The sequence below is a fragment of the Halodurantibacterium flavum genome (assembly GCF_042681825.1).
GTDB lineage: Bacteria > Pseudomonadota > Alphaproteobacteria > Rhodobacterales > Rhodobacteraceae > Halodurantibacterium > Halodurantibacterium flavum.
The window spans coordinates 52,610-69,211 of sequence record NZ_JBHUGH010000010.1 but is presented as its reverse complement, the minus strand read 5'-3'; the positions used below and the strand labels follow the sequence as shown (position 1 = coordinate 69,211).

General features: G+C 68.7%; 17 protein-coding genes and 1 tRNA gene. 6 read left to right on the top strand and 12 right to left on the bottom strand.

Translation table 11 applies throughout. The annotated features are described in order from the left end of the window. Window positions 1-145 precede the first annotated feature (145 nt). Window positions 146-219 (bottom strand) — tRNA-Cys (locus ACFSGJ_RS13190). A 293-nt stretch (window positions 220-512) separates the two neighbouring features. Between ACFSGJ_RS13190 and ACFSGJ_RS13185 the strand changes: the two genes are divergently transcribed. The 4 genes from ACFSGJ_RS13185 (at window position 513) to ACFSGJ_RS13170 (ending at window position 3,785) form a co-directional block, all read left to right on the top strand. After that, window positions 513-1,151, top strand: coding sequence for a response regulator transcription factor (locus ACFSGJ_RS13185; protein ID WP_390262586.1), 639 nt, complete (start codon window positions 513-515; stop codon window positions 1,149-1,151). A gap of 108 nt (window positions 1,152-1,259) precedes the next feature. Next, window positions 1,260-1,913 carry a protein-L-isoaspartate O-methyltransferase family protein gene (locus ACFSGJ_RS13180; protein ID WP_390262583.1) on the top strand — a complete coding sequence of 218 codons (654 nt, stop codon included), beginning with the start codon at window positions 1,260-1,262 and terminating at the stop codon, window positions 1,911-1,913. A gap of 40 nt (window positions 1,914-1,953) precedes the next feature. Beyond that, window positions 1,954-3,333, top strand: a complete 1,380-nt coding sequence (locus tag ACFSGJ_RS13175; RefSeq protein ID WP_390262580.1) for a TolC family outer membrane protein — start codon at window positions 1,954-1,956, stop codon at window positions 3,331-3,333. A gap of 104 nt (window positions 3,334-3,437) precedes the next feature. Continuing rightward, a complete protein-coding gene (locus ACFSGJ_RS13170) occupies window positions 3,438-3,785 on the top strand; it encodes a hypothetical protein (protein WP_390262578.1) in 348 nt (115 codons plus the stop codon). Here ACFSGJ_RS13170 and cobF read toward each other — a convergent pair. Then, on the bottom strand, window positions 3,782-4,525 hold the full coding sequence (gene cobF, locus ACFSGJ_RS13165; protein WP_390262575.1) for a precorrin-6A synthase (deacetylating): 744 nt from the start codon (window positions 4,523-4,525) through the stop codon (window positions 3,782-3,784). The two genes, ACFSGJ_RS13170 and cobF, sit on opposite strands and share 4 nt — an antisense overlap. 56 nt (window positions 4,526-4,581) lie before the next feature. On the opposite strand from cobF, the gene bluB reads away from it, so the two are divergent. Then, window positions 4,582-5,226: a 5,6-dimethylbenzimidazole synthase gene (bluB, locus tag ACFSGJ_RS13160; protein ID WP_390262572.1), complete on the top strand. Its 645-nt coding sequence runs from the start codon at window positions 4,582-4,584 to the stop codon at window positions 5,224-5,226. On the opposite strand, the gene cobA is transcribed toward bluB, so the two are convergent. The 5 genes from cobA to cbiE are packed head-to-tail and all read right to left on the bottom strand — an operon-like array spanning window position 5,208 to window position 9,517. Further along, on the bottom strand, window positions 5,208-5,921 hold the full coding sequence (cobA, locus tag ACFSGJ_RS13155; RefSeq protein WP_390262569.1) for a uroporphyrinogen-III C-methyltransferase: 714 nt from the start codon (window positions 5,919-5,921) through the stop codon (window positions 5,208-5,210). The two genes, bluB and cobA, sit on opposite strands and share 19 nt — an antisense overlap. After that, a complete protein-coding gene (locus tag ACFSGJ_RS13150) occupies window positions 5,918-7,216 on the bottom strand; it encodes a cobyrinate a,c-diamide synthase (RefSeq protein WP_390262567.1) in 1,299 nt (432 codons plus the stop codon). The genes cobA and ACFSGJ_RS13150 overlap by 4 nt, the downstream gene beginning before the upstream one ends. After that, entirely contained in the window at window positions 7,213-7,977 is a 765-nt protein-coding gene (gene cobM / locus ACFSGJ_RS13145) for a precorrin-4 C(11)-methyltransferase (protein ID WP_390262564.1), read from the bottom strand. Before cobM ends, ACFSGJ_RS13150 begins: the two co-directional genes overlap by 4 nt. Next, complete coding sequence (locus ACFSGJ_RS13140) at window positions 7,974-8,330, bottom strand: cobalamin biosynthesis protein (RefSeq protein ID WP_390262561.1); 357 nt, start codon at window positions 8,328-8,330, stop codon at window positions 7,974-7,976. The genes cobM and ACFSGJ_RS13140 overlap by 4 nt, the downstream gene beginning before the upstream one ends. After that, window positions 8,327-9,517, bottom strand: coding sequence for a precorrin-6y C5,15-methyltransferase (decarboxylating) subunit CbiE (gene cbiE, locus ACFSGJ_RS13135; RefSeq protein ID WP_390262558.1), 1,191 nt, complete (start codon window positions 9,515-9,517; stop codon window positions 8,327-8,329). Before cbiE ends, ACFSGJ_RS13140 begins: the two co-directional genes overlap by 4 nt. Between cbiE and ACFSGJ_RS13130 the strand changes: the two genes are divergently transcribed. After that, entirely contained in the window at window positions 9,516-10,268 is a 753-nt protein-coding gene (locus tag ACFSGJ_RS13130) for a cobalt-precorrin-6A reductase (protein ID WP_390262555.1), read from the top strand. The genes cbiE and ACFSGJ_RS13130 overlap by 2 nt on opposite strands. On the opposite strand, the gene cobJ is transcribed toward ACFSGJ_RS13130, so the two are convergent. Genes cobJ through cobN form a run of 5 tightly spaced genes read right to left on the bottom strand, consistent with a single transcriptional unit; the run spans window position 10,241 to window position 16,602 of the window. Further along, a complete protein-coding gene (gene cobJ / locus ACFSGJ_RS13125) occupies window positions 10,241-10,993 on the bottom strand; it encodes a precorrin-3B C(17)-methyltransferase (RefSeq protein WP_390262553.1) in 753 nt (250 codons plus the stop codon). The genes ACFSGJ_RS13130 and cobJ overlap by 28 nt on opposite strands. Then, window positions 10,990-11,712 carry a precorrin-2 C(20)-methyltransferase gene (locus ACFSGJ_RS13120; protein WP_390262549.1) on the bottom strand — a complete coding sequence of 241 codons (723 nt, stop codon included), beginning with the start codon at window positions 11,710-11,712 and terminating at the stop codon, window positions 10,990-10,992. Before ACFSGJ_RS13120 ends, cobJ begins: the two co-directional genes overlap by 4 nt. After that, the gene (locus ACFSGJ_RS13115) at window positions 11,709-12,338 is read right to left on the bottom strand and encodes a precorrin-8X methylmutase (RefSeq protein WP_390262546.1); all 630 of its coding nucleotides are present in this window, start codon (window positions 12,336-12,338) and stop codon (window positions 11,709-11,711) included. The genes ACFSGJ_RS13120 and ACFSGJ_RS13115 overlap by 4 nt, the downstream gene beginning before the upstream one ends. After that, entirely contained in the window at window positions 12,338-13,375 is a 1,038-nt protein-coding gene (locus ACFSGJ_RS13110; protein ID WP_390262543.1) for a cobalamin biosynthesis protein CobG, read from the bottom strand. Before ACFSGJ_RS13110 ends, ACFSGJ_RS13115 begins: the two co-directional genes overlap by 1 nt. Further along, complete coding sequence (cobN, locus tag ACFSGJ_RS13105) at window positions 13,372-16,602, bottom strand: cobaltochelatase subunit CobN (protein WP_390262540.1); 3,231 nt, start codon at window positions 16,600-16,602, stop codon at window positions 13,372-13,374. Before cobN ends, ACFSGJ_RS13110 begins: the two co-directional genes overlap by 4 nt.

Below are 16,602 nucleotides of genomic sequence, written 5' to 3'. Positions count from 1 at the left end.
CGCGCCGAGGACTGTCAGTTGCGCGCCGGACGCCGGCGCGGCAGTCCCCTGATAAGGGGCAAGGAACGAACACCGGGTGAACGGAGAGCCTGATACCCGTTGCGGTACCCTCGGGCTCACCCGAACCGTTACTTGCTGGAAGGATTGGAGGCGAGTACCGGAATCGAACCGGTCTACACGGATTTGCAATCCGCTGCATAACCTACCTGCCCACTCGCCGGACAAGGGGGGTTTAGATAGTTCGGTGCCGTTGGTCAAGGGGCGGCGCCCTGCTCTCATTGCGCGCCGCAAAGGGGCCTGAGACGCGAGGATGATGTTTCCGCAAACATCCTGAACTTGTATGGAAAAACGCCCGATCCCACGGGTTATCCGGGCACAGGGCCGGGAAACATTTGGAAAAAATCGTTTTCACTGTGGATTTTCCCCGCTCGCCCGCGATATTTACAAGTTGATGCGACGCCGAAATCCGGCGCCCGCACCCATCCGCTTGCTGCTTAAGGTTGATCAAACGCATGAGCACCGGAGACCCGACCGAGACGATCCGCCTGCTGGTCGCCGACGACCATGACATGGTGCTCGAGATGATTTCGATGTTTCTCTCGGCCCAGCCGGACATTCATGTCCAGACGGCCAGTTCCTTCGATGAGGCACTGGGGCGGATCGACGCCGAGGGCCATTTCGACATCCTGCTTCTCGATTACAACATGCCCGGGATGAATGGAATTTCCGGCGTGCTGCGGGGGATCAAGGCCAATGGTGGGCGACCGGTTGCCATCCTCACCGGCAACCCCACCCGCCGCCTGGTGGATGAGGCAGTCGACGCCGGTGCCGCCGGCGTGATTCCCAAGACGAACTCGGTGCGCAGCCTTGTGAACGCCATCCGCTTCATCCATGCGGGCGAACAGTATCTTCCGATGGAACTTTTGCGTGAGCGTGCACCCGAGGAAGGGGTGTCCTCCAGCCGGCTCAGCGAGCGGGAAATGCTCGTCCTGTCGCATCTTGCCGAGGGCAAGCCGAACAAGACCATTGCCAGCGATCTGAACCTGGCCGAAGCCACGGTAAAGATGCATGTAAAGTCGATCTGCAGAAAGCTTGGGGTCACGAACCGTACGCAGGCGGTCATCGTTTCACGCGATCGCGGCCTGTTCTAGCATCCCTGTGACGACCGCCGCGCGCGCCCTGCCTCGCGCGGGGTGATGTTGCCCACCCCCCCAAACTGTGGCAAAGCTTTCGCGACGCCTCGGAACAGAGAGTTCATCATGTCGGATTTTGCCGCCCGCCGTCGCCACATGGTCGATAACCAGATCCGCACCGCGGATGTGACCAAGTTCCCGATCATAAATGCGGTGCTTGCGGTCCCCCGGGAGTTCTATGTTCCAACCGAGCGGCGCGAGGCTGCCTATATGGGTGAAAACCTGCCGCTCGGGCGGGACCGGGTGCTGCTTGAACCACGCACCTTCGCGAAAATGCTCGATATCCTGAACATCCAGCCGAACGAGCTCGTACTCGATCTGGGCGCGGGGCTGGGCTATTCCACTGCCGTTCTTGCACGTCTTGCCGAAACCGTCGTGGCGGTCGAGTCGGACGAGGATCTTTCGCGCGAGGCGCAGTCCAACCTGGCCGATCAGGGGATCTACAACACGGTGGTCGTGACGGCCCCGCTGGCCCATGGCGCACCGGAACACGGCCCTTATGACGCGATGATCGTCGAAGGCGCGGCCGAGGCGTTTCCCCAAGGATTGGCCGATCAGGTCAAGGAAGGCGGACGCGTCGCCTGTATCTTCATGGAGGGCGCGCTGGGGGTGGTGCGGCTTGGCTACAAGATCGATGGCCAGATCGCGTGGCGTTTTTCCTTCAACGCCTCTGCGCCGGTGCTTCCCGGTTTTCACAAGGCGCAGGAATTTTCACTCTAAGGCTGCGGCATGTGCCGGCGGATCAACGAGCAGGAATGACATGATGAAAGATCGCAGACCGAACTGGCTGGCCGCAATCGTCCTAGCCTGCGCTACCGGATTCGGCGCCGGCGCCGCGCAGGCCGACACCCTTGCCGATGCGCTGGTCGCAGCCTATCGCAACTCGAATCTTCTGGAACAGAACCGGGCCGTGCTGCGGGCCGCCGACGAAGACGTCGCGCAAAGTGTCGCGGCCCTGCGCCCTGCCCTGGCCCTTGCCGCCAGCGCGAACTACACCACGCCGGTTCAAAGCGCGCTTCAGGACGAACTGACCGGCAGCATCGGTCTTTCGGCAGAACTCGCGCTGTTTGATTTCGGGCGCAACCGCATCGCGATCGAGGCGTCGCAGCAGAACGTGCTGGCGACCCGGTGGGCGCTGGTCAACGTGGAACAGAACGTGCTTCTGAACGCCGTTTCGGCCTACATGAACGTCTGGAGCGCGAATGAAACGGTCCGCCTGCGCCAGAGCAGCGTGAACGTGATCAGCGAGGAACTGCGCGCCGCCCAGGACCGGTTCGAGGTCGGTGAAGTCACGCGGACCGACGTTGCCACCGCCGAGGCACGCCTGGCCGCCGCACGCTCTGCGCTTTCCGCAGCCGAAGGCGACCGCGCCATCGCGCTCGAAACCTATAATGCGGCAACCGGCAACTATCCGACGGGCCCGATCAACAGCCCGCCCGCGCCGCCCGCCACCACGTCGAGCCTTGATGAGGCACGTTCGATCGCGCAGTCCACACATCCCCTGATCCGGCAGGCGCAGTTTCAGGTCGCAGGCGCGGAACTGAACGTCGTCGCGGCCGAGCCGCAGCGTTCGGGCCGCATCGCCGCCACTGCCGGGATCACGATGGATCAGGATGGCAATGACCAGTCCCGCCTCGGCCTAAGCTACAACCAGCCGCTCTATACCGGCGGCGGGAACAGCTCGCTCTATCGTCAGGCGGTGGCGCGCCGGGATCAGTCGCGCTCGAACCTGCATCAGACCGCGCTCGAGGTGACGCAGCAGGTCGGCAACGCATGGGCCCAGATCAATGTGGCGCGCGCGCAGCTTCAGGCCTCGGACCTGCAGATCCAGGCGGCGCAGATCGCCCTCGATGGCGCGCGCGAAGAGGCGTCGCTGGGCGCCCGCACCACGCTCGACGTCCTGAACGCCGAGCAGGAACTGCTGGACGCGCAGACGACCCGTGTGTCGGCCGAGGCGAACCGCCACGTCGCGGTCTATCAGCTTTTGTCGGCGATGGGCCTTCTGACGGTGGAGCATCTGAACCTCGGCATCCCCACCTATAACCCGACCGCCTATTACGACGCCGTGCGCAACGCCCCCGCCCGCAGCCCGCAGGGCGAGGCGCTGGACCGCGTTCTGCAACGCATCGGACGCGAATAATACCGATTCACGCCACAGCCGCCATGGGTGTTGTCCCGTGGCGGCTGTGGCGCTAGAGTTGCGCATCCAGGTTCCGGCCCGTCGGGCCAGCGAGGGAGCGCGCGATGCCCAACCCGAATAGCGACTTGAGAGTGGCGACCGGCGAAACCGAAAGGCTTGCGCCGCTGATCCTGACCCCCGACCTGCGGGTCGTCCCGCGGGACAGCAGCGCCCGGGCCGACATACCGGAGACGCCCTTTTCCCCGCCCCCGCCCTTTCTGACCGCGGGCGCGACCCCGATCAACGCCTTCGCCCCTGCGGCGGGTCCTGATCCGGACGCCCTGCGCGACATGGTTGCCGAACTTGTACGGCAGGAATTGCGCGGCAGCCTTGGGGTGCAGATCACCCATACGGTGCGCAAGCTTGTCCGGGCCGAGATCGCCCGGGCGCTGGCCGCCCGCGACCTGCGCTAGCCGCGCCGCAGCAGATAGATGTCCATGATCCAGCCGTGCTCGGCCCGGGCGGCTTCGCGCGCGGCAATGATCCGTGGCCCGGCTTCGCCCAGCGGTCCGGCAATCAGGATCTGTTGCGGCATGCCCACATACCCGCCCCACCAGATATGAAGCCCGTCGCCGGGCAGATGCGCAAAGGAACATTCACCGTCCAGCATCACCGCGACCGTATCGACGCCTTCGGGCCAGCCGCCCTCTCTCAGCCGGCGCCCCGTGGTGACAAGGAACGGCGCCCCCAGCGTGTTGAGCGGGATGCCATGGGCCGCGGTCAGCATCTGCAGGCTGGTGATCCCGGGCACGACCCTGATGGTCAGTTCGCTCCCTGCCTCCCGCAGGCGTCCGGCGATCCGCAGGCTGCTGTCGTAAAGCGACGGATCGCCCCAGACGAGCAACGCGACACGCGACGCCGGGTGCCCTGCCAGCAGCCCGGCCCAGATCCGCGCGATCGCCTCATGCCAGTCACGCACGCCGGGCAGATAATCGCCCGAGGCGTCCCGTCGGGGCAGATCGAATTCGATCACCTGCCCCTGCGCCGAAAGATGCCGCTCGCAGATCATCCGCCGCAGGTCGGCCAGGTCGGCCTTGTCCGCGCCCTTGCGGGGCAAAAGGACGATCTCGGCGGATCGCAAGGCGGACACCGCCTCCAGCGTCAGGTGATCGGGATTTCCCGTGCCGATGCCGATCAGCAACAGTTCGGTCATGCCGCCCCCGTTGCCCCGCCCGCCGGACTGTGCGACCAGTCGGGCAGGAGGGGCCCATGAAATTCACGCCCGATGACCTTCGCGTGCTGCGCGACATCCTGCGTTGGCGCCGCGATGTGCGGCATTTCCGCGCCGATCCCGTCCCGCCAGAGGTCTTGGCCGGGCTCGAGGCTGCGATGACCCTTGCGCCCTCGGTGGGGAATGCCCGGCCCTGGCGCGTGATGCGGGTGCGCGACGCCGCCCGACGGGCCGAGATCATCCGGATATTCGAGGGCTGCAACCAGCGTGCCGCCCGGGACTATGACGCCGCGACCCGCGCCGACTATCTGCAGCTCAAGCTGGCAGGCCTGCGCGAGGCGCCCGAACATCTGGCCGTCTTTACACTCGCCGACCCGGACGAGGGGCGCGGCCTTGGCCGGCAGACCATGCCCGAGACGCTGCGCCTTTCTACCGCGATGGCGATCCACACCCTGTGGCTTGCGGCGCGCGCGGAGAATCTGGGGCTGGGCTGGGTCTCTATCCTCGATCCGGCGGCGGTCGCACAGGCGCTTTCGGCGCCCCGGGGCTGGGAATTCACGGCCTATCTCTGCCTCGGCTATCCGGAGTTCACCGATGACACGCCCCTTCTGCATCGGAACGGCTGGCAGGAAAACCGGAACCCGGGCTGGATCGACTGCCCGCCTCATGCCAAGGGCCCATAGAGGATAAGGGCAGGCGCGCTGCCCGTCGCGGTGCTGAGCTGCGCCGCAAGCCCCGCCACCGTTCCACGCTGGAGCGACTGGTCCGCATGGCTGACATTCTCGGCCAGGATCGCCGGGGTTTCGCCCGGAAGGCCCTGCGCCATCAGACGCGCCGCAAGCCCGGCGAAGGTGCGCCGCGCCATGAAGACGACCGTCGTCGCATCGGGATCGGCCAGCGCCGCCATGTTCAGGTCGTCCGGCAGCCCGCCCGTCACATCGTGCCCCGTGACGAACTGCACCCGCCGCGCCGTCATCCGCCGCGTGAGCGGGATCGCCGCCGCCGCCGCCGCCGCCGTGGCCGAGGTGACGCCCGGCACGATCTCGAACCCGATGCCGGCCTCGCGCAGGGCGGTGATCTCTTCCTCCAGCCGGCCAAAGATCGCGGGATCGCCGGATTTCAGCCGCACCACCCGCGCGCCTGAGGCTGCGTAGTCCACCAGCAGGCGGCTCACATGGTCCTGCTTGGGCGAGGGGCGTCCCGCCCGCTTGCCCACCGCCACAAGGTCCGCCCCCGGTCCCGCATGGGACAGGATCGCGCCCGAGGACAGGTCGTCGAACAGCACCGCATCCGCCGCCTTGAGCCGCGCCACGGCCTTGAGCGTCAGCAGTTCCGGATCGCCGGGGCCGGAACCTACGAAGGAAACGAAGCCGCTCATGCGTCCTCCGCAATCAGGTGAAAGAAGGTACCGGTGACCGTGCCGCGGCGCGAACCCGTTTCAGGCACCTCTGCGCCTTCGGCATCGGTGACGCGCGCCAGCGGCGCGTCGGGCTGCTCCAGAATGGTGGAATAGTGGAACTCATGCCCCCGCAACCGCGTGCCAAAGCCCAGCACAGGCGCCAGCAGTTCCGCCTGCCGATACCCGAGGTGCATCCGGCGCTTTTCATAGCTGGTGACGAGGCCAAGTAGCCCCGCCATCCGGTGCCGCTGCCCGTCCTTGTCCACCAACGCCTCGCCCAGTGCCATGTAGCCGCCGCATTCGCCATGGACGGGGCGGGTTTCGGCAAAGCGGCGCAGGCCCGCGCGGAACCGTTCCGCCGCCGCCAACCGCCCCGCATGCAGTTCAGGATAGCCGCCCGGCAGCCAGACCAGATCGGCGGCAGGGTCAGGCGCCTCATCCGCGAGGGGTGAGAACGGCATGATTTCAGCCCCTGCCGCGCGCCAGCCCGCCAGCAGATGCGGGTAGGTGAAGGAAAAGGCGGCATCCTGCGCCAGCGCGATCCGCTGCGCCGGTGGCCGCGGCAGGGGGCCGGGGCGCAGCACCCCCGCCCCGGCGGCTGCGGCACGCAGGGCATCCAAATCCACATGCGCCTTGAGGAAGGCGGCATAGTCAGCAATGGCACGGTCAAGATCCGGATGTTCCACCGCCTGCACCAGCCCCAGGTGCCGTTCGGGCAGCGTCAGATCCCCTCGCCGGGGCAAGGCGCCCAGCACCGACAGCCCCGCATCCTCCATCCCCAGCCGCACCAGCCGTTCATGCCGGGGGCTCGCCACCCGGTTCAGGATGACGCCCGCAAAGGGCAGGTTCCGGTAGCGCGCGAATCCCAGCGCCACTGCTGCCGCCGATTGCGCCTGCCCGCCCACATCGACGACCAGCACCACCGGCCAGCCCATCCGCGCGGCAAGCTCGGCGCTGGACCCCGTGCCGCAGGCCCCGGCCTTCGCCACGCCGTCGTAAAGCCCCATCGACCCTTCGGCGAGACAGATGTCCGCCCCTTCGGCCTGCGCGGCAATGGCATCCATCAGCGCGTCATCCATCGCCCAGCTGTCCAGGTTGAACGAGGGGCGTCCGCTGGCCGCGCGATGAAAGGCGGGATCGATGTAGTCCGGCCCGCTTTTGAACGGCTGCACCGCCAGCCCGTCATCTGTCAGCGCCCGCAACAGGCCCAGCATCACGGTCGTCTTGCCCGTGCCCGAGGCAGGGGCCGAGATCAGAAGCCCCGGCGGCCTCATTCCCGCGCCCCCTGCGGGCGGAAGCGGCGGTCGTAATCGGTGGAATAAAGGCAGCTTTCGTCGAACCCCTCTGCGGCCAGCGCGGGGCCAACAAGGATCAGCGCTGTCCGCTCCACCCCCTCGCCCATCGCGGCCTCGATGGTCGAAAGCGTCGCTCGGACGATCTTTTCGTCCGGCCAGCTTGCGCGATAGACCACCGCCACCGGGCAATCCGAGCCATAGGCGGTCATCAGGTCCGCGACCACGCGGCCCAGGTTGTGGATCGACAGATGGATGGCCAGCGTCGCCCCGGTGGCGGCGAAATTCGTCAGGCTCTCCCCTTCGGGCATGGCAGAGGCCCGGCCCGGCGTCCGTGTCAGCACCACCGATTGCGCCAGCCCCGGCAGCGTCAGTTCCGCCCCCAGCGCCGCCGCCGCCGCCGCAAAAGACGGCACCCCCGGCGTGACCGTGTAGTGAATACCCTCGGCCCGCAGGCGGCGCAGCTGCTCCCCCATCGCCGACCAGACCGACAGATCCCCGGAATGCAGCCGCGCCACATCCTGCCCGGCCTCATGCGCGGCGCGGCATTCGGCGATGATCGCGTCCAGATCCAGCGGCGCGGTGTTCACGATCCGCGCGCCCGGCGGGCAGTGCGACAGGATCTCCTCCGGCACCAGCGAGCCTGCATAAAGGCAGACCGGGCAGCGGGCGATGATGTCGCGGCCCCGCAGGGTCAGAAGGTCGGCAGCCCCGGGGCCCGCGCCGATGAAATGAACGGTCATGGATCTTTCCTTTCAGCAAGGGCGCAGGTGGCCATCCGGTCAGGCGAAACCGTCCGTGGCCCCAGAAGCCGTGCGCCGGGGCCGGCGGCGGCAAGGGCCGCAGCCTCGGCCACGCTGCCGGTGCCACGTTTTTCATGAATGCGGGGCGAGTGAGTCAGCGTAGTCACCGCCAACAGCGCCCCCGGCGGAACCGGAATCACGGGCAAGTGCAGCCGACGGGACAGGGCGGCCAGACAGGGGGCGGCGGCCTTGTCCGCTGGCGCGGCGAGGGCCTGCGGACGGGCCTCGCCCAGCGCCGCCAGCAGCGAAGCCTCGGTCGCCGCCGCCCGAAAGCCGAACCCAGCAACGATCATCGGGTAATGCTCCACTGCACGATCGGATAGGCGGCGCGCCATCCCCTGCGGGGGCCAAGCGGCTGCGCCTCGGCCAGTTCGATGCGCAGCAGGCTGCCACCGGCCTGTGCGTGCCACTGCGCCAGCAGCGCCTCGGATTCCAACGTCACGGCATTGGCAACGATCCGGGTGCCCGGTTGCAGGAGGGACCAGAGATGCGTCAGCAGGTCGTGCGACAGGCCGCCACCGATGAACACCGCATCGGGCAGCGGCAGGCCCGCCAGTGCCTCGGGGGCGCGCCCCTGAACCAGGTGCAGCCGGTCCACGCCCAGCGCGTCGGCATTCTGGCGGGCACGGGCAAGGCGGGTTGGATCCGCCTCCACGCCTGTGGCCCGGTTGGCGGGATGCGCCAGCAGCCATTCGATCCCGATGGAACCCGATCCCGCGCCAATGTCCCACAAGAGCTCGCCCGCCCGCGGGGCAAGGGCCGACAGCGTCAGCGCCCGCACCGGGCGTTTGGTGATCTGCCCATCGTGGTCAAAAAGATCATCCGGCAGGCCCTGCGCCTGCGGCATTCCCTGCCCGCGCGCCTCTATCGCCACGGCGACAGGATGAATGATGTCAGTGAAATCCAGCGCCTTTGCCGCGCAGTCGCGCAGCCGTTCGCGAGGGCCGCCCAGCGCCTCCAGCACATGCAGGCGGGACGCACCAAGCCCCGCACCCACCAGCCAATCCGCGAGATCCGCCACCGCAGCCCCGTCGCGCAGCAGCACGATGGCCCGCACGCCATCGCCCAGATGCGGGCGCAGCCGCGACAGGGGGGCCGCATGAAGGCCAAGGCAGACCACCCCGTCCAGCCCCCAGCCCAGTCGCGATGCGGCGAGCGAGAAGGTCGACGGCCCCGGCAGCGCCCGCCATTCCCCCGGCTCAAGATGCCGGGTCACGCTGGTCCCCGCCCCGAACCAGAACGGATCGCCCGAGGCCAGCATCACCACCCGCCGCCCTCGCAAGGCCAGAAGCCGCGGGATGCCATCCGCGAACGGCACCGGCCATTCCAGCCGTTCGGCCGTCAGATCAGGCAGCAGCGACAGATGCCGCGCCGCGCCCATGACCACCTCGGCCCCCGCCAGCGCATCACGGCTTGCAGGCGGAAGCCCATCCGGGCCATCTTCGCCCAGACCGACGATCGTGAGCCAGGGATCAGACATGCGAAACATCCTCATCCTTGGTGGCACGAGTGAGGCAAGCGCCCTTGCCCGCGCCCTTGCGGAAGGTGGCGAGCGCGCGACCCTTTCCTATGCCGGGCGGGTGGAACGGCCCAAGCCGCAGCCCATCCCCACCCGCACGGGCGGGTTCGGCGGGGTCGAGGGGCTGGCCGCCTACCTGCGGGACAATGCCGTCACGCATCTGGTGGATGCCACCCATCCCTTTGCCGCGCAGATGAGCCGGAATGCCGTTGCCGCCGCGCAAGATACAGGCGTACCGCTGATCGCCCTGACGCGCCCGCCGTGGAGGGCGCAGGCAGGCGATGACTGGCGCACGGCACCCGACATTCCTGCGGCCGTCGCCGCACTTTCCGGCCCGCCGCGCCGGGTTCTTCTGGCGCTTGGCCGGATGCATCTGGCCGAATTCGCCCCCCAGCCGCAGCATCACTACGTCCTGCGGCTGGTCGACGCGCCAGAGGCCCCGCCGCCCTTGCCCGATCATACGGTGATCGTCGATCGCGGCCCCTTCACGGCCCAGGGGGACATCACGCTCATGCAGGACCACCGGATCGAACTGGTCGTGGCCAAGAATGCAGGCGGCACGGGGGCCGAGGCAAAGCTGATTGCGGCACGGCGCCTTGGCCTGCCGGTTGTCATGATCGACCGACCTGCTCTCCCGCCGCGGCAGGAAGCTGTATCGGTTGAAGAGGTTCTGGGCTGGCTCGATCATCCCGCCACGCCCCGGGGGGTGTAGACAATTGGTGCGCCCGCCCGTTCGATGATCCGTGTCTGGCTTGACCCGACGATGACCATGGTGCGCATGTCGGCCATCTCTGGCTCTGCCTCGGTCAGCGGCACGACACGCAGCGTCTCTTCGGGCGTGGAAATCGCGCGGGCAAAGATCACGGGGCGGGCATCGCCGCAGGCCTCGCGCAGAACCTCCAGCGCCCGCGCGAACCCCTCGGGGCGGGAACGCGACCGCGGGTTGTAGAAGGCCATCGCGAAATCAGCCTCGGCCGCAAGGCGCAGGCGCTTTTCGATCAGCACCCAGGGCTTGAGGTTGTCGGACAGGTTGATCGCGCAAAAATCATGCCCCAGCGGCGCCCCTGCCCGCGCCGCCGCCGCCAGCATCGCGGTGATCCCCGGCAGCACGCGGATGTCCAGATCACGCCACGCCACAGGCCCCGCCTCCAGCGCCTCGAACACAGCCGAGGCCATGGCAAAAACCCCCGGATCGCCCGATGACACCACGACGACCCGCCGCCCCTCTGCCGCCATCGAGAGCGCATGCGCCGCCCGATCCAGTTCCACCCGGTTATCGGTCGGGTGCAGGGTCAGCCCCTCACGCCCAGCCACGCGTGCGACGTAGGGGATGTAGCCCACCACGTCCGTCGCCTCTGCCAGCGCCGCTGTCACCTCGGGTGTCACCATCAGATCGGACCCGGGGCCAAGCCCCGCAATGGCGACCCAGCCGCTCATGGCCGCCGCCCCTGCCCGTGCACCAGCACGATCGAGAAGTACGGGGTCACGCACTCCCCGGCCTCGGCCAAGCGGATCACGCGCTGCTGCGGCATGGCCGCGTATTCGACCAGCCAGGCCTGATCCGCGCGGCCTGCGGCCGTCAGCGCCCGGCGCACCTTGTCGATGTTGCGCCCGATCTTCATCACCACCAGCGCGTCGGTGTCGGCCATGCGGCGGGTCAGTTCCGCCTCTGGCAGCGTCGCCATCAGCACCGTCAGCACGTCATCGCCCCAGGTGATCGGCGCCCCACTCGCCGTCCAGGCGCCCGACATGCCGGTGATGGCCGGCACGACCTCAACCGGGCAGCGGCCTTGCAGGCGGATGAAGAGATGCATGAACGACCCGTAGAAGAACGGATCGCCTTCGCACAGCACCACCACGTCGCCCGTCGGCGTCAGCGCACAAAGCCGCGCCACGCAATCGGCGTAAAAGCCCGAGAGCACCTCGTTATAGCGCGGGTCGTCCAGCGGGATCTCGGTCGTGACCGGGTATTCCATCGGGATTTCCACCGCGTCGGGATGGAGCATCCCCTCGACGATCTGGCGGGCCTGCCCCTTGCGCCCGGCCTTGCGGAAAAACGCCACGTGGCGGGCGTTCCGCACCAGACGGTCGGCCCGGACGCTCATCAGGTCGGGGTTTCCGGGGCCAAGGCCCACGCCATAGACCGTCCCGCTCATTCCGCGCGGCTCGCGACGGCGTTGATGGCGGCGACGGTGATGGCGCTGCCGCCCAGCCGCCCCTGCACGATGACCGAAGGAACCGGCTGCGCCGCCCAGAGCGCGTCCTTGGATTCCACCGCGCCGACAAAGCCCACCGGGCAGCCGATGATTGCGGCGGGGCGCGGGCAGGCGGGATCTTCCAGCATGTTCAGCAGGTGGAAAAGGGCCGTGGGCGCGTTGCCGATGGCCACCACCGCCCCCGCCAGATGCGGCCGCCACAGTTCCAGCGCCGCCGCCGACCGGGTATTGCCCATCGCCTTGGCCAGCTCGGGGACCTGCGGATCGTGCAGCGTGCAGATCACCTCGTTCTTGGCGGGCAGGCGCGGGCGGGTTACGCCCTCGCTCACCATCCGCGCGTCGCAAAGGATGGGGGCCCCGGCCTCCAGCGCGGTCCGTGCAGCCGTGACGAAGCCGGGGGAAAAGCGGATGTGGTCCTCAAGCCCCACCATGCCTGCGGCGTGGATCATGCGGACGGCGACCTGCTCCTCCTCGGGCGTGAAACGCGCAAGGTCGGCCTCGGCCCGGATCGTGGCAAAGGACTGGCGGTAGATCGCCGCGCCGTCGGTTTCATAGCTGTAGGGCATCAGTCGGCTCCGAAGCGGGAGAGGATCGTGGCCGGCTCAAGGCCGGTTTCGGCAGGCGTATCCCATGCGCGACCGCTGCGGACCAGATCAAAACGACCCTCCCGGCCCACCAGCGTCACGGGGGCGGGGCGGGAATGGGCGCAGCCCTTGGCGCAGCCCGAAACATGCACCCCCGGCAGATGCGCTGCCAGCCTGCGGGCAAGGGCGCGGGTTTCCACCGTTGCCGCGGGGCAAAAGGGGCGGCCCGCGCAGGCATGGGCCTTCAGCAGCGGATCGTCTGCCCGCAGAAACCCCGGCGCGGGCGCGGCGAGGATCATCCGCCAGGGCGTCACGCGGATATCCCCCTGCACCGCGTCCAGCGCATCGGCATCCGTCTGCCCGAACGGCAGCCCCAGCCCCTGCGGGCGCGCAGCCGGCGGCAGGGGCGGCACCGCCCCTTCGGGCGCAACATCGGCCATGCGGCGGGCGCCGGTCGCGGCGAAGGATCGGGCCATCTCGATGATCCGGTCCACGGCCTCACCGGCCGTCACCGCGACACCACGTGCCGCGCCGTCGGCACGCAGGATCAGGCCGATGGCGCTGCGTTCCACCCGGATATCTGCGGGATCGCCCTGCAGCAGCGGCGCGGGTCCTGCGTCGATGGCAAAGCCGAACTTGGCCGGCAGCGGCGGCAGTTCCGCAAGACGGGTAGAAAGTTCCTCGGCGATGCGGTGGGTATCGTCGCCCGTTGACCAAAGCGGCTGCGTCAGGATGTTGCGCCGCCCCTCCATCGCCGGATCAGGGTCGAGCAGCCCGGCACCCGCCAACAGGTCCAAGAGCGGCGCATGCCCCGCCTCGCCAACCCCTCGCAGTTGCAGGTTGGCGCGATTGGTGAGGTCGATGATCCCCGACCCCCAGCGCCGCGCGCCTTCGCAGATCGCCCGGAGTTGCGCCGCTGTAAGCGCGGCCAGCCGCGGGCGCACCCGCACGATCAGCCCGTCGCCGGACATCATCGGACGGAAGGCGCCGGGGCACCAGCCCTTTGCCTCGGGCCTCATTCCGCCGCCCCCAAGCCAGCAAGGATCGAGTTCCGCCGCGTGACCCACAGCCCCGCCTCATGCAGCGCCATGAAGCGCGATTCCATCGCCCGCAGCGCACCGGGGTTTTCGCGCGCAAGGAAGTCGCGCACCGCCCCATCCCCCAGCGTCGCCTCGTGATAGGCGTCGAAAAGATGGGGCGCGACCACCCCGGCCAGATGAGCAAAGGCCGCCATATGGTCGAGCGTTGCCGCAATCTCGGCCCCGCCGCGGAAACCGTGGCGCATCATGCCCGTGATCCAGTCCGGGTTGGTGGCGCGGGCGCGGACGACGCGGGCGATTTCCTCCTGCAGGGTGCGGACGCGGGGGGCGTCGGGGCGGGTGACGTCCATGTGGTAAAGCGCGGCCTGCCCGCCCGTCACCGACTGCGCTGCGGCAAAGCCCGCCTCATGGGCGGCATAGTCGGCGGCAAGCAGCAGGTCGGTTTCCGGCAGGTCCTGAAGATGGACAAAGGCATCAGCCCCCGCCACCCGCGCCCGCAGCCCCTCTGCATCGTGGCCCCTGCCATCGAGCGCCCATTCGCTCGCCCGCAGCCATGCCTCGCCCGCGCGGGCACGGCCTTCGGGTCCGTAATCCTCGGCATCCAGACCCAGACCATAGCTGCCCGGCGCCGGGCCATAAACCCGCGCACCTGCCTGACCGACATAGGGATTCCAGTCAGCGGCCTCTTCCCGTTCCGCCAGCATCCGGACAGCCTGACCGAACAGCGCCGCGAGCGTGGGGAACACGTCGCGGAACAGGCCCGAGACCCGCAGCGTCACATCCAGCCGGGGCCGTTCCAGCAGGGCGATGGGCAGGATCTCCACCCCGCTCACCCGGTCGGAGCCTTCGTCCCAGACCGGCTTTGCCCCCAGCAGATGCAGCGCCATGGCAAATTCCTCGCCCGCCGTGCGCATGGTGGCCGAGCCCCATAGATCCACGACCAGCCCCTTGGGATAATCGCCGTGGTCCTGGAGGTGGCGGCGCACCAGTTCCTCGGCCAGTTTCACGCCCTGCGCATAAGCCGCGCGGGAAGGCACCGCACGGGGATCGGTGGTGAAGAGGTTCCGTCCCGTCGGCAGCACATCCGCCCGCCCGCGCCAGGGCGAACCCGAAGGCCCCGCAGCCACTCGGCGCCCGGCCAAGGCATCCAAAAGCGCCGCACGTTCAGCCACGGCGCTGGCCGCCGCGCCCTCCAGATGCGGCACGTCCGGTTCGCGGCCAAAGATGTGCAGCCCGTCGCCGAACTGGCTTTCCTTCACGTCGCAAACAAAGCGGTCGATGCGGGTGATCGCCTCGGCCAGGGTCGTGGCCGCATCGAGGCCAAGATCCTCCTCCACTCCCAACGCCTGCGCCTCGGCCCGGATATCGGATTGCAGGCGATCGCGGCGGCGGGGGTCAAGACCGTCGGCGTTGGAAAATTCGTCCAGCAGGCTTTCGAGCCGCGACAGGCGGCCCGTGGCGCCGGGGCGCAGCGGCGGCGGGATATGCCCGATGGTCACCGCGCCGATGCGCCGCTTGGCCTGCGCGGCCTCTCCCGGATCGTTCACGATGAAGGGGTAGATCACCGGCATTGCGCCCACCAGCGCCTCTGGCCAGCAGTCATCGGAAAGCGCCACCGCCTTGCCCGGCAGCCATTCCAGCGTGCCATGTGCACCGATATGGACCAGCGCGTCCACACCCATCGCCCGCAGCCACAGGTAAAAAGCCACATAGGCATGGCGGGGGTGGCGGCTGAGGTCGTGATATTCTGCGTCCCGGGCGGCGGGCAGTCCACGTTCCGGCTGCAACGCCACCAGCGCATTGCCGCGCCATTCGGCGGCGAAATGGAACGCGCCGTCCCGGCAGTCGGGGTCATCCTCGGGCAGCAGTGGCAGGGCCGCCTGAAGCGTGGGCGAAAGCCGCGCAAGCGCCGCCTGATATTCAGCCACCGGCCATGCAACATGCCCCTGCGGCAGGGGCGGACCTTCGCCCACCCGATAACCCGCCGCAGCCATATCCTGCAGAATGGCCGCGCAAGAGGCCGGCGCATCCAGCCCCACCGCATGGGCGGCCTGATGCGCCTTGCCGGGATAGGTGGACATCACCAGCGCCACCTTCTTTTCCTCAGCGGGCTTTTCCGCCAGCCGCACCCAGCCCGTTACGCGCTCGGCAATTGCCGTGATCCGCGCCGCGTCGGGCGCGTGGGCGTTGCGGGCGTATTCCAGCGCCTCATCCCGCGGAAGCGGCTCCTTGAAGGACGCGACACCGGCCAGAATGCGGCCGTCAACCTCTGGCAGGACGACATGCATGGCCAGATCGGCAGGGGAGAGGCCGCGATCCTCTTCCTCCCAAGCGGCGCGAGAAGATGTGGCTAGCGCCACCTGAAACACCGGCACGCCGGCCGCGTCGAGGGGCGCGGCTTCGCCCGAGGAAAAGGCCGTGGCGTTGACGATGGCGGCAGGCTCCAGATGCGCCACCCAGCGCCGCAGCCAGCCCGCCGCCCCGGGTGCCTTGAGCGAGGGCGCGAATAGCCCCAGCACATCAAAGCCCCGCGCCCGGAACGCATCGGCCAGCGCCTGCACCGGTGCAAGGTCCGCCGCCGCAAGATAGGCCCGATAGAAGGTCAGGATGATCCGGGGCCGCGTGCTGGTCAGCGCAAATGCCGCAGGGCAGGTCACACCCCCATCCCACGCCCCCACCTGCGGCAGCACCTTTGCCCCCCGCACCGGCCCTGCGTAAAGCCCCGCCGCCAGCGCAAGCTGCGCCAGCGCCGCCTGCGCCGCGACCTCTCCGCCCATGTCGCATAAGTGAGACAGGCGGCGGAGGGTGGAGACGGGCAGCGTCGAATATTCATCCAGCCGCGGATCGGGTCGGCCATCGGCCGGCAGGACCGCCAGCGCGATCCCCCGCGCCTGTGCCAGCGCGTGGACCTGCTGCAACCCGTAGGTCCAGTAGGGCACGCCCCCGATCAGCCGGATGAGGATGCCCTTGGCGCCCGACAGCGTCGCCTCGACATAGGTATCGACCGAGAGGGGATGCGCAAGCTGCGCAAGGTTCGCCAACCGCAGCGTGGGCAAGCCGCCCTTGGCCCGATGCCAGCCCGCCGCGAAAGCGCCAAGGTCGCTGTCGGAAAAGGACAGCACCACAAGATCGGCAGGGCGTTGCCCCAGATCCTGCGGCGTGGCGGTTTCCTCCAGCCCCCGGCTTTCGCGGAAGACGACATGCAT